Below are 13,065 nucleotides of genomic sequence, written 5' to 3'. Positions count from 1 at the left end.
ATTTCAAAAACAAGAGAAGGTCGATAACAGCATCAACACTTCTCTTATTTGTGTATTCATCTGTGCTTTTGTAGCATTTTAGATACAAAAATTATGCTTTTTGTGCACTACCAAATTCACGAATTTTCCCGATAACTGTTGATTTAATCGCTTCACGTGCTGGAGCAAGGAATTTACGAGGATCATAAACAACTTTATCATTATCAAGAACTTCACGGATTACTTTAGTAGCAGCAATTTGATTTTCAGTATTGACGTTAATTTTTGCTGTACCTAATGAAATCGAGCGTTGGATATCTTTTGTTGGAATTCCTGTACCACCATGTAATACTAATGGTAAATCTGCTAATTTAGAGATTTCTTCCATTTCTTTAAAACCTAAATTTGGTTCTCCTTTGTAAGGACCATGTACAGAGCCAAGTGCTGGTGCTAAGCAATCGATATCTGTTAGCTCAACCATTTTACGGCATTCCTCTGGATCAGCGTACATAATACCACCAATAACGCCATCCTCGTCGCCACCTACTGTGCCAAGCTCAGCTTCAACAGAAACACCTTTCGCATGAGCATACTCAACTACTTTTGAAGTAGTCGCAACATTTTCCTCAAATGGATGATGAGAAGCATCAATCATAACCGAAGTAAATCCTGCATCAATTGCTTCTTTACATTTTTCAAAGCTTGAACCATGGTCAAGATGAATAGCTACAGGTACTGTAGTGCCATAAGATTCCATCAAACCTTTTACCATGTGTACAACGGAGATGAATCCGCCCATATATTTACCTGCGCCTTCAGAAACGCCTAGAATAACTGGAGATTTTTCTTCTTCTGCTGCTTGTAAAATTGCTTGAGTCCACTCAAGGTTGTTGATGTTGAACTGACCAACCGCATAACCTTCTGCTTTTGCTTTAATTAACATCTCTTTCATAGATACTAATGCCATACTAAAAATCCTCCTCTTAGGACTATTCTTTTACATAGATATGCTATTTAATCATAGCAAAAACAAAGTAACCTGAAAAGCATTTCAGGTTACTTTGTTTTCTGCACGTAAGCGGAGTGGAACGCAGGGGCAGTGCACAACCGTAGTGTAGTGTAACGGAACGAAGGTTTCAGCCCCTGAAAAGCAGGGGCTGTTATTTTCTACGCGAAAGCGGAGTGCAACGTAGCGACAGCGTCAACAGCTCATCAGACGCACTCAGTCGGAACGGAAATCAACTTCATGTTATGGTGATGAGTTATATATTTTGGCAGCTAGTGATTATAAAACGGTAAAAAATTACTAAAAATCTTATAACAATCATGAAAAACAGGCGGTGTTGACCACTGCCTGTTTTTCTATACTTTTAATGTTTTATTAACTTCATCTCGCACTTCAAAAATATCAAAAGGCTTAGTAAAATATCGGATTGCTCCTAAATCTAATGCCTCCTGTACAACGTCCAATTCACCATATGCAGTCATCATGAATACTGGAAGTTGTGGCCACTTCTCTTTTAAGCGCTTTAAAATTTCTATGCCATCCATCCCTGGAATTTTCATGTCTAATAGGACACAATCCATTTCCTCCTCAGCATATTTCAGCGCTTCCATACCATTTGCAGCTAAATATGTAACATAACCTTCTTTTTTCAACACTTCATTTAAAAGCAAACGAATTCCTGGTTGATCATCGACAATTAGTAATCGTTTCACATTTCATTCCGCCCTTTTTGAGTTATTATTCTTACACAAAACTTCCTATATTATGTATTATTCTCCTTTAACCTCTTAATACCTTCTAGTATTATAAATTATCTGCTTTTGCTTTATGCTCTTATCATACCTATAATATTGATTGAGGTGGGATCATGTCAAAAATTCTAACAACACAATTAAGTGGATTATTACAAAGAATAACACAAACTGAAGAGGAAGCTATTGAAGAAACAGCGCGATTACTTGCACAAGCGGGTATTGGTGAAGGCAATGTCTATTTCGCATGTTTTGGCGAAATGCAAGTAGTCGAATTAAATGCATACCAAGCTGTTGAACGTTTTACCAAGTTAGTCCCTTGGACAAAAGATACAGTGATCACCGAGGCTGATCGTGTATGCATTTTTACACGTAGTGCACACGATGAGGATGCATTAGCCTTAGCACAGCAATTAAATAATCAGTTTATTCCATTTGCAGCAGTTGCTAGCGAAGTTGATAACTCTGAAAATCCACTAGCAGATTTAGCGTATACGTATATTTCAACACGCATGCGCGGTGGTTTATTACCGAACAATTTAGGCAAGCGCATAGTCGTGCCACATGCTATTGCTGCCCTTTTTGTTTATGAAGCAGTAAAAATTGCGTATGATGAAATGCTTGGCCTTGATGACGAAGAGTTGTAAAGAATCTAACATTACAGAAATACTTTGAAGAATTATCGAAACAAAATCGCTCTTTATCGAAACTATTTGAGCTTTTATGGAAACAAAATCTCATTTTATCGAAACATTTTGGACTTTTATCGAGAAACAAGTTCTTTCTATCAAAAAAAGAGTTGTCTCAGCACTTGAGACAACTCTTTTTTCATTATTTAAATGTTGCTCCGATAAAATCACGGAACAATGGCTGTGGACGGTTTGGTCGTGATACCAACTCTGGGTGGAATTGACATGCTACGAAGAAATTATTTTCTGGTAACTCGATAATTTCCACTAATTTACCGTTAGGACTTGTACCTGAGAAGACAAGACCTTCAGCTTCCATCGCCTCACGATATTCATTGTTAAATTCATAACGATGGCGGTGACGTTCATAAACAAGTTCTTGACCATAGGCTTGGATTGCCTTTGAGCCTTCTTTTAACTTACATGGATATAAACCTAAACGTAATGTACCACCGATGTCTACACTGTCGTTTTGATCTGGTAGGAAATCGATAATAGGATATTCTGTTTCTGGATCAAGCTCTGTAGAATGCGCTCCTTGTAAACCAAGTACGTTACGAGCAAATTCCACTGTTGCAAGTTGCATACCTAGGCAAATACCTAAGAATGGTACATTATTTTCACGAGCATATTGTGTCGCTAAAATTTTACCTTCAACTCCACGATCACCGAAGCCGCCTGGAACTAAAATTGCGTCAGCACCTTTTAATAGTGAAACAACATTGTCAGCATTCACGTGTTCTGCATTGATCCAGTCAATCTCAATATCAGAATTAAATGCATAGCCTGCATGCTTTAATGCCTCTACAACAGAAATGTAAGCATCTTGTAGCTCTACATATTTTCCTACTAATGCTACTTTTCGTTTATTTGGTAAGCTCTTCACTTTTGCTACAAGCTCGCGCCATTCTTCCATATCCGCCTCTGGAGCTTCAATGCCAAAATGGTCAAGCACGATATCATCGATATCTTGTGCATGAAGGTTTAGTGGTACTTCATATAAATGTTCTGCATCACGAGATTCGATAATTTCGTGTGGCTGAACATCACAGAATAAAGCTAATTTTTCTTTCATATCCTGTGGCACTTCTTGCTCTGTGCGTACAACGATAATATTTGGTTGAATACCTAAAGAACGTAATTCTTTTACAGAATGCTGAGTTGGTTTTGTTTTTAGCTCACCCGCAGCTTTAATATAAGGAATAAGCGTACAGTGAACATACATAACATTGTTATGACCTAAATTCGTTTTCATTTGGCGAATTGCTTCAAGGAATGGTAATGACTCAATATCCCCAACTGTTCCGCCTACTTCTGTAATAACTACGTCCGCATTTGTTTCGCGACCAGCTCGTTGAATACGATCTTTGATTTCATTTGTAATGTGAGGAATTACTTGTACTGTTCCACCGTTGTAATCACCGCGGCGTTCTTTTTGTAATACAGACTGATAAACACGCCCTGATGTTACTGTAGAATGTTTTCCTAGGTTAATATCTATGAAACGTTCGTAGTGACCTAAGTCTAAGTCAGCTTCTGCGCCATCATCTGTTACGAAAACCTCACCATGCTGATAAGGACTCATTGTACCTGGATCAATATTGATATATGGGTCAAATTTTTGAATCGTTACTTCTAATCCACGATTTTTTAATAAACGACCTAGAGATGCTGCTACAATCCCTTTTCCAAGTGAAGACACAACCCCACCTGTTACAAAAATATACTTCGTCATGAAAAAATTCCTCCTTATGTTGTTCTAGAAATTACTAGTAAGAAAAGTGCATTCACGTCCTAAGCTAAGTAATCTTGAGCATTGGTGCAAATGTCTCTACGGCCTAAGAAATTGATATTTCTTATCCCTAAAATAAGAAAAGCCGAGAATGCCTACAAAATTGTAGTCGATTCGAAGCTGTAATCGTTTCTATCTCTTTTCTACTTTCCTTTTAAAAAAATCATCCTAACATATACGCAGTCACCGATTATTATACATCATGAATAATTTAGAGCATTTATATTCATTCCGTAGCTATAAACATGGGAGAACTTGACTGAATATAGTTAAAAAAATAAAAAAACGCTCCTCCTGCATAGGTTTGCAGGGGGAGCGTATTACATACACGGTCTTTCTCCTTTAATTAAGGAGCCCAAGTAAAAGATTAAACGGAACCGCGATAGAAGTCAAGATTTTTTACTACAAGGATAAAAGAAAGAAAATTTCAAAGAGTAATTATCATCAATTATGCGTCGGCATAATTACGTCCGGAATCGGCTTATTTCAGAAGTTGTTTGCTGAAATAAGTTAGACTTCGTCCTCTTCTTCAAATTCTTCTTCATCTTCATCAGTAAAGTCCTCGTCGATTTCTTCATCGATGTCCTCTATATCTTCTTCTTCAAAATCGATATCTTCTTTATCTTCTTCTTCTTCATCTAGATCATCTTCTTCTTCAACGAATTCTTCATAATCTTCATCGAAGTCAATATCTTCTTCATCTAGATCTTCATCTAAATCATCTTCTTCTTCAACGGCAGCTTTAGATTTTTTCTTATGAGTTTTAACAGATGGAGCTGTTTCTTCTTCAATCTGTTCAACTTTATACCATTCACGTAAGCCCCAGCCTGTTTCTTGATTAAATAAGAAGCGGCCTTCTACATTTAAATCTGTGTAAAATTGTAGTAGGCGGGCTTTCATTTCTTCATCACTATAGCCCACAAGCTCTTGCATTATTGTTAATAAATCATTAAAAGACACTGAGGCACGTTTTTCATTTAAAATTGCATAAGCTAAGTTAATTAACGATTCTTCCGCTAATTGTTCTTTTGTCATTTCACGAAAATTCATTCGTGCACTTCCTTTCTCTCATCACAATGGACGTTTTAAAATTCATATAGCTTTATTTTCGGAGCGCAGCAAAAAAAGGCCGCACAAAAGTAACTTCCCATCATAAGCATAATACCCATTATATACAAAGTATTATCCTCATTGCTAGCTTCAATTACTGTTTTTTATATCACGCATTTTTTTTATCCCCATGTAAAACAAATAGACAGATAATAATAGTAAAGGAACAGCGCCAATTTGCTTATCATACAGGAAAATAACTCCTACCACCAAAGCTAAAATAATGATGTAGTTAATTGCCGATTTCATCATCTATTGCGCCTCCCCTTTTTTTTACATTTCTATTATAACGGAAATAAAAAGAAGTGCCTAATCCTAAGACTAGACACTTACAACTACACCAACATTTTGTACAAAATGGAATAATTGTTATACAGCAAGAAGATCGTTACATATTACGACGATATTGCCCGCCTACCTCGTATAAAGCATTTGTGATTTGCCCTAAGCTAGCGACTTTGACAGTTTCCATAAGCTCCGCGAAAATATTACCGTTGTTTACAGCTACTTGTTGTAAACGAGCAAGAGCCGCTTCGTTCTCTCCTTCATGTTGCTTCCAGAAGGCTTGTAAATTATGAATTTGCGTCTCTTTTTCTTCCGTCGATGCACGCGCAATTTCCATATTGTTAATGTCATCTTCAGAAGGCGGATTCGGATTTAAGTATGTGTTTACACCAATGATTGGTAACTCACCTGAATGCTTTAGCATCTCGTAGTGCATAGATTCCTCTTGAATCTTACCACGTTGATATTGTGTTTCCATTGCACCTAGTACGCCACCACGATCATTGATACGATCAAACTCTTCTAGTACCGCTTCTTCTACAAGGTCTGTTAACTCTTCTACGATATACGCTCCTTGTAATGGATTTTCGTTTTTCGCTAAGCCATGTTCCTTCGTAATAATCATTTGAATAGCCATCGCACGACGGACAGATTCTTCCGTAGGCGTTGTAATGGCCTCATCATATGCATTTGTATGCAATGAATTACAGTTATCTTGCAATGCCATTAACGCCTGTAACGTTGTACGGATATCATTAAAATCAATCTCCTGTGCATGCAAACTGCGTCCAGATGTTTGGATATGATATTTTAATTTTTGTGCTCGTTCATTGGCGCCGTACTTATCACGCATTACAACTGCCCAAATACGACGGGCTACACGTCCAATAACCGTGTACTCTGGATCAAGTCCGTTAGAGAAGAAGAATGATAGATTTGGCGCAAAGTCGTCAATATTCATTCCTCGACTTAAATAATATTCCACATACGTAAAGCCATTTGCTAATGTGAAGGCCAATTGTGATATTGGGTTCGCACCAGCTTCGGCAATATGGTACCCAGAAATAGATACTGAGTAATAATTACGAACTTTATGATCGATAAAGTATTGCTGAATATCTCCCATCATTCGTAACGCAAACTCTGTTGAGAAAATGCATGTATTTTGCCCTTGGTCTTCTTTTAAAATATCTGCTTGCACGGTTCCACGTACAACCTGTAATGTTTTCTCTCGTGTCTCCGTAAATTCTTCTACTGATAAAGGTCGACCAAGTTCTCCCTCACGTAGTTTCACTTGCTGATCAATAGCCGTGTTCATGAACATCGCCAAAATAACCGGTGCTGGACCGTTAATTGTCATTGATACTGAAGTTGATGGTGCACATAAATCAAAGCCTGCATAAAGCTTTTTCATATCCTCTAGCGTACAAATTGAAACACCCGATTCTCCAACCTTTCCATAAATATCTGGTCGGTAATCTGGATCCTCTCCGTATAACGTTACTGAATCAAATGCTGTTGATAAACGTTTTGCATCATCATCCTTCGATAAATAATGGAATCGTTTATTCGTACGCTCAGGCGTTCCTTCACCAGCAAATTGTCGCTTCGGATCTTCACCTTCACGTTTAAATTGGAATACCCCCGCTGTATATGGGAATTCACCAGGTACATTTTCTCTATAAACCCAGCGTAAAATTTCACCATAATCTACGAATTTCGGCAAGGCAACTTTAGGTATTTTTGTACCTGAAAGGCTTATTGTCTTTAAAATTGTTCGAATTTCTTTATCACGAACTTTCGTGACAAATTCGTCTCCTGCATACGCTTCTTTTAAAGCATGCCAATTGTCTAATATACGTTTAGACTCAGCCGTTAATTCATCTCTAACGCCTTCTGCTAAAGAACTGAGAGATGCGATAAGTGCATCATTTGGCGCTTTTTCCTTAACCGCTGCAATAGCTCCCTCTAATTGGAATAGACGACGAGCAAATTCTACCTGTTGCTCTGATTTTTTATGATAGCCACGCACAGTATCTGTCAGTTCTCGTAAATAATAACGACGATTGTTTGGAATGATAACATCTTGCTTTTGCGTTTTCGCAAATTGCTCATATCCCGTTTCCCAATTACTTCCTGTCTTCGTATTAATGATATTTATTAATGCAGCAAATAAAGCATTCGTTCCTTTATCATTAAATTGACTGGCAATCGTACCGTACACAGGCATATTATCAAGTGATTCATCCCAAAGCTCACGTGAACGTTGATATTGTTTCTGCACTTGACGTAGCGCATCCTCAGAACCTTTGCGTTCAAATTTATTGATGGCGATCACATCTGCAAAATCAATCATATCAATTTTCTCAAGCTGTGTTGGAGCACCAAACTCACTTGTCATAACGTACATGGATAGATCCGTGTATTTTGTAATCTCGGCATCACCTTGACCAATACCGCTTGTTTCAACAATGATTAAATCATAGCCCGCTACACGCGCTACATCTAGCACGTCCCCAATTGAAGCCGTAAGCTCTGTACGAGATCCACGAGTTGCTAAACTACGCATATATACTCGATTATTAAAAATCGCATTCATACGAATTCGGTCACCAAGTAAAGCCCCACCTGTTTTTTGCTTTGTCGGATCGACAGAAAGAATAGCTACGTGTTTATCCGGAAACTCCTTTAGGAAACGACGAATTAATTCATCCGTTAAGGAAGATTTACCCGCACCACCTGTTCCTGTAATACCTAATACAGGTGTTCCTTTTGAGTGTTTGCGAGCTTCTTCTAGCATCTTTTTTGTTTCTTCATCATCATTCGACTCAGCAGCAGTTATTAAATTTGCTAATATTTCTGGTGTTTCTGTCGTTATGGCATCCAACTTTTCTTGATAGTTACCTGTAGCAGTTGGGAAATCAGTCCCTTTAATTTTCTCATTAATCATCCCTTGTAACCCTAAGACACGACCATCCTCCGGCGAGAAAATCCCTGCAATCCCGTAAGCATGTAGCTCTTTAATTTCACGTGGTAAAATAACACCACCGCCGCCACCATAAATTTTAATATGTGGCGCCCCTTTTTCACGCAACAAATCATACATATATTTAAAGTATTCCATATGTCCGCCTTGATAAGAAGATATCGCAATGCCTTGTGCATCCTCTTGAATCGCAGCATTTACGACTTCTTCTACGGAGCGGTTATGTCCTAAATGAATTACCTCTACACCACTTGATTGTAAAATACGTCGCATAATATTAACCGAAGCATCATGTCCATCAAAAAGACTAGATGCTGTAACAAAACGTACGTGATTTTTTGGGCGATATACTTCTACCTTTGTCATATGAAATCCCCACTTTCTCCCCTTAATGTTCTTTATCTGCTCACCTTCATAACGTGGGGTTGATTTCCGTTCCGACTGGGCGCTTTGTTGCTGTCGCTTCGCTTTCGCACAGAAAACATTTGTTGCTGTCGCTTCGCTTTCGCACAGAAAACATTTGTTGCTGTCGCTTCGCTTTCGCACAGAAAACATTTGTTGCTGTCGCTTTGCTTTCGCACAGAAAACATTTGTTCTGTCGCTTCGCTTTCGCACAGAAAACATTTGTTGCTGTCGCTTTGCTTTCGCTACAGAAAACATTTGTAGCTGTCGCTTTGCTTTCGCTACAGAAAACATTTGTAGCTGTCGCTTCGCTTTCGCACAGAGCAAAGCTTCCTGGGGGCGTCCGATGAGCCGCTTCGCTGCAGGGTCTCGGGCCAACACGATGTTGGTCACGAAGGCGTTATCACAGGATGTGATGCTTTTAGCATTCGTTCCTCTATCGCTGATCCCCGAGAAGTCGCCCAGTCTCCACTCCAATCAACTTATTTACATAGCATACGTTTTTACCAAAAACTATCCCCTACTTTTGGTGATGAGCTTTTTTATACATCAATTTCGCCTTGGCGTAATTGCGTCCGGATTTTGAAATGTGCGGGCACAAGTCATTCCTTTCAAAATCCGTGCCATCCGCCGGAGGCATTAGGCCAACATGATGTTGGTCACTCAGTCGTTGCCACAGGACGTGGCGTTCTTAGACTGAGTTCCTCTATTTCAGTAGGTGTTTGGACACCCAATGAAAAGGATCCACATCGGCATTCATCTCCTCACCTTCAAAGATCGGAGTCAACTGCTGGATGAAGATAAAAAAAGTCGGTAATTGCAATGTCGCACTATGCAATTACCGACAACCCCTTTACGGAACTTATTAGAACCCCTTTATGCCTGAAATAAACAATGTTATTTGCATTTCAATAAATTCGTCAATAGAGTGCTGACGATGAAGCGCCCATTTACGGAATGCCCAGCTTTGTCCAGAAACGACTAAGTTATTTGCTGCCAAGTGAATTTGTTGATCCGTCATCGTTATTTCACCTGATTGCACACAGCGTTGTAGTAATCGCTCAAAAGTACCAACCATTTCAAACTCTTTACTAAATACATAGCGTTGTGCTTCTTTTGATAATGATTTAGTTTCCTGATACATGATTGTCATCTCATCAACCATACGATCAATTTGCAAGAAATACTCTCGAATCATTTCCTTTAACTCTTCTATAGTTCCTGCCTTAATCTCATAACTTGAAAGTCGCTCCATCGCCTGGTGATAAATACTATCACATACAAGATAAAGGACATCTTCCTTAGTACGAATATATTCATATAATGTTCCGATACTAAAGCCTGCAGCTTTTGCGATTTCTCTCGTGGTAGCACGATGAAAACCTTTTTCTTTAAATAATTTAATGGCTCCCTCTATCATTTGTTCTCGACGAATGGCGATGAGATTTTCATCTTTTACCGTCGACTGTACTTGGGGTCTTTTATCTCTTTCTGTCATACGTTATTTTGTCAACATACGAGAGATAACAAGTCGTTGAATCTCTTGTGTACCTTCATAAATTTGTGTGATTTTTGCATCACGCATGAAGCGCTCAACAGGATAATCTTTCGTATATCCATACCCACCAAAGACTTGAACCGCCTCAGTCGTTACATTCATCGCAGTATCGCCAGCCATTAATTTTGCCATTGCAGATGCTTTACCATAAGGTAGACCATTTGATTCCAACCAAGCCGCTTGGTATGTAAGCAGTCGAGATGCTTCAATTTGAGTTGCCATATCCGCTAGTTTAAAGGAGACACCTTGGTTAGCAGTAATCGGTTTACCAAATTGCACGCGCTCTTTACCGTATTCAACCGCTGCATCCAATGCGCCTTGTGCAATCCCTACAGCTTGTGCCGCAATACCATTACGTCCTCCATCAAGTGTTGTCATCGCAATTTTAAAGCCTTCTCCCTCAGCTCCAAGCATGTTTTCTTTCGGAACGCGACAGTTATCAAAAATAATTTCAGTTGTAGGAGATGAACGAATTCCTAGTTTTTTCTCCTTCTTCCCTACCGAGAAACCTTCAAAGCCAGCTTCAACGATAAAAGCAGTTGTGCCATGTTTAGCTTCTGGATCTGTTACTGCAAATACAACATATGTATCTGCTACTCCACCATTGGTAATGAAAATCTTCGAGCCGTTTAAAATATAATCATCACCATCACGTTTTGCATATGTTCTCATGCCACCAGCATCAGAGCCTGATCCTGGCTCTGTTAAGCCATATGCACCGATATGTTTACCTTCTGCCATTGGACGAAGATATTTTTGTTTTTGTTCTTCCGTACCGAATTTAAAAATCGGCCAACCAGCAAGTGAAGTATGTGCTGATAAAGTTACCCCTGTTGAAGCACATACACGTGATAATTCTTCTACAGCAATGACATATGCAAGATAATCAAAGCCTGCACCACCGTATTCTTCTGGCCATGGAATACCTGTTAACCCTAGCTCCGCCATTTTATCGAAAATTGCACGGTCAAATTCTTCGTTCTCGTCACGTTCAGCTGCTGTTGGTGCTACTTCATTAATAGCAAAATCACGAATCATTTCGCGTAATTGCTCATGCTCTTCTGATAATTGAAAGTTCATTATCCATTTCCCCTTTTCGTTAGACTCTATTAGTGCTATATTGTTTATTTCAATTTTTGATAATGTTCCTGCTATATTGCTTCGAGAAACTGAGCAAATCTTTTGGTTACCTGATCCGTTCTTCGAGGTACCTGAGCGATTCATTGCATGACCTGACCGGTTTTCCGGGTTACCCGAGCGTTTTATTTTAGCAATCGACATCACCTTTGAAAAATCAACAATGCAACAAACATCAAATCTTATTTAAGTAAATGTTTACTAATGACTAGCTTTTGAATTTCACTTGTACCCTCGTATATTTCTGTCACTTTTGCATCTCGGAAATAACGCTCTACTGGATAATCTTTTGTATAGCCATAGCCACCAAAAATCTGTATAGCGTCTAGCGCTGTTTGCACTGCTGTACGAGAGGCAAAAAGTTTTGCCATCGAGGCCTCCGCTCCACACGGTAACCCTTTTGTGCGTAAATCCGCTGCCCGATAGACTAATAATTTCACTGCTTCTACAGCAGTCGCCATATCAGCAAGCTTGAAGCCAACACCTTGTTGCGCCGCAATAGGCTTTCCAAATTGAACACGTTCTTTGGCATATGCAGTGGCTGCCTCTAGCGCTGCTTCAGCAATACCTAGAGCTTGTGCTGCGATTCCAATACGTCCAACATCTAAATTGGCCATTGCAATTTTAAAGCCTTCCCCTTCCTCCCCAAGAAGGTTTGCGGCTGGAATGCGACAGTTGTCGAATGTTAGTTGAACTGTACGTGAGCCGTGTAAGCCCATTTTATGTTCATCTTTACCTACGATTAAGCCCGAAGTTCCTTTTTCAACAATAAATGCTGAAATACCATGTGTTTTTTCAGTAGGTTTCGTTGAGGCAAAGACAATATAAACATCCGCTTCTCCACCGTTTGTAATAAACACCTTGGAACCGTTGATGACATATTCATCTCCATCTCGCACCGCTTTGGATTGTAAAGAGCCAGCATCTGAACCAGCGCTAGGCTCCGTTAAACAAAATGCCCCTAAATATTCACCTGCAGCAAGCTTTGGAACATAACGTTTCTTTTGTTCATCGTTGCCGAAATAAATAATGGGATTTGTTCCAACCGAAGTATGCACAGATAAAATAACCCCCATTACTGCGCTAACCTTCGATAGTTCATTGATAGCAATTATGTACGATGTAAAATCCATCGCTGAGCCGCCTAATTCCTCAGGCGCCGTAATCCCCATTAAACCTAATTCTCCCATTTGTGCAAGGAGCTTACGCGGAAACTCTCCTGCCTCCATTCGTTCTACCCACGGTTCGATTTTATCCTGAGCGAAATTACGAACCATATCACGCATCATTATTTGTTCATCTGTAAATTGTAAATGCATCTATAATGTCACCCCTGTACGTTGTCCCGTAGCATTACACTTCGTTTTGA

10 protein-coding genes are annotated in these 13,065 nt (G+C 39.3%); 1 reads left to right on the top strand and 9 read right to left on the bottom strand.

Annotation, left to right across the window (positions count from 1 at the left end; translation table 11 throughout):
• Positions 1-91 precede the first annotated feature (91 nt).
• Positions 92-946, bottom strand: coding sequence for a class II fructose-bisphosphate aldolase (locus ACIQZA_RS16440; RefSeq protein WP_132360322.1), 855 nt, complete (start codon positions 944-946; stop codon positions 92-94).
• Between the two features lie 395 nt (positions 947-1,341).
• Entirely contained in the window at positions 1,342-1,698 is a 357-nt protein-coding gene (locus ACIQZA_RS16435) for a response regulator (protein WP_132360320.1), read from the bottom strand.
• A 155-nt stretch (positions 1,699-1,853) separates the two neighbouring features.
• Between ACIQZA_RS16435 and ACIQZA_RS16430 the strand changes: the two genes are divergently transcribed.
• On the top strand, positions 1,854-2,384 hold the full coding sequence (locus ACIQZA_RS16430; protein ID WP_402882934.1) for a DUF2529 family protein: 531 nt from the start codon (positions 1,854-1,856) through the stop codon (positions 2,382-2,384).
• 184 nt (positions 2,385-2,568) lie between these two features.
• Here ACIQZA_RS16430 and ACIQZA_RS16425 read toward each other — a convergent pair whose 3' ends face one another.
• From ACIQZA_RS16425 to ACIQZA_RS16395, 7 genes are all read right to left on the bottom strand, one after another.
• Positions 2,569-4,161 (bottom strand): CTP synthase, encoded by a 1,593-nt coding sequence (locus ACIQZA_RS16425; protein WP_142509203.1) that lies wholly within the window; start codon positions 4,159-4,161, stop codon positions 2,569-2,571.
• A gap of 567 nt (positions 4,162-4,728) precedes the next feature.
• The gene (rpoE, locus tag ACIQZA_RS16420; RefSeq protein WP_400935967.1) at positions 4,729-5,268 is read right to left on the bottom strand and encodes a DNA-directed RNA polymerase subunit delta; all 540 of its coding nucleotides are present in this window, start codon (positions 5,266-5,268) and stop codon (positions 4,729-4,731) included.
• 150 nt (positions 5,269-5,418) lie between these two features.
• Positions 5,419-5,580: a hypothetical protein gene (locus ACIQZA_RS16415; protein WP_185903488.1), complete on the bottom strand. Its 162-nt coding sequence runs from the start codon at positions 5,578-5,580 to the stop codon at positions 5,419-5,421.
• Between the two features lie 136 nt (positions 5,581-5,716).
• Complete coding sequence (gene icmF / locus ACIQZA_RS16410) at positions 5,717-8,965, bottom strand: fused isobutyryl-CoA mutase/GTPase IcmF (RefSeq protein WP_400935964.1); 3,249 nt, start codon at positions 8,963-8,965, stop codon at positions 5,717-5,719.
• A 901-nt stretch (positions 8,966-9,866) separates the two neighbouring features.
• On the bottom strand, positions 9,867-10,499 hold the full coding sequence (locus ACIQZA_RS16405; protein WP_400935960.1) for a TetR/AcrR family transcriptional regulator: 633 nt from the start codon (positions 10,497-10,499) through the stop codon (positions 9,867-9,869).
• A gap of 3 nt (positions 10,500-10,502) precedes the next feature.
• Positions 10,503-11,639, bottom strand: coding sequence for an acyl-CoA dehydrogenase (locus ACIQZA_RS16400; protein WP_248717812.1), 1,137 nt, complete (start codon positions 11,637-11,639; stop codon positions 10,503-10,505).
• A gap of 239 nt (positions 11,640-11,878) precedes the next feature.
• Positions 11,879-13,015: an acyl-CoA dehydrogenase gene (locus tag ACIQZA_RS16395; protein WP_400935957.1), complete on the bottom strand. Its 1,137-nt coding sequence runs from the start codon at positions 13,013-13,015 to the stop codon at positions 11,879-11,881.
• Positions 13,016-13,065 lie beyond the last annotated feature (50 nt).

This window comes from Lysinibacillus sp. NPDC096382, assembly GCF_044762845.1.
Lineage (GTDB): Bacteria > Bacillota > Bacilli > Bacillales_A > Planococcaceae > Lysinibacillus.
This window is presented reverse-complemented; position numbering and strand designations above follow the sequence as displayed.

Bases quoted from the DNA above. Each gene is read 5' to 3' on its own strand.
- ACIQZA_RS16440 (WP_132360322.1), bottom strand. From the start codon at position 946: ATGGCATTAGTATCTATGAAAGAGATGTTAATTAAAGCAAAAGCAGAA.
- ACIQZA_RS16430 (WP_402882934.1), top strand. From the start codon at position 1,854: ATGTCAAAAATTCTAACAACACAATTAAGTGGATTATTACAAAGAATA.
- ACIQZA_RS16425 (WP_142509203.1), bottom strand. From the start codon at position 4,161: ATGACGAAGTATATTTTTGTAACAGGTGGGGTTGTGTCTTCACTTGGA.
- rpoE (WP_400935967.1), bottom strand. From the start codon at position 5,268: ATGAATTTTCGTGAAATGACAAAAGAACAATTAGCGGAAGAATCGTTA.
- ACIQZA_RS16415 (WP_185903488.1), bottom strand. From the start codon at position 5,580: ATGATGAAATCGGCAATTAACTACATCATTATTTTAGCTTTGGTGGTA.
- icmF (WP_400935964.1), bottom strand. From the start codon at position 8,965: ATGACAAAGGTAGAAGTATATCGCCCAAAAAATCACGTACGTTTTGTT.
- ACIQZA_RS16405 (WP_400935960.1), bottom strand. From the start codon at position 10,499: ATGACAGAAAGAGATAAAAGACCCCAAGTACAGTCGACGGTAAAAGAT.
- ACIQZA_RS16400 (WP_248717812.1), bottom strand. From the start codon at position 11,639: ATGAACTTTCAATTATCAGAAGAGCATGAGCAATTACGCGAAATGATT.
- ACIQZA_RS16395 (WP_400935957.1), bottom strand. From the start codon at position 13,015: ATGCATTTACAATTTACAGATGAACAAATAATGATGCGTGATATGGTT.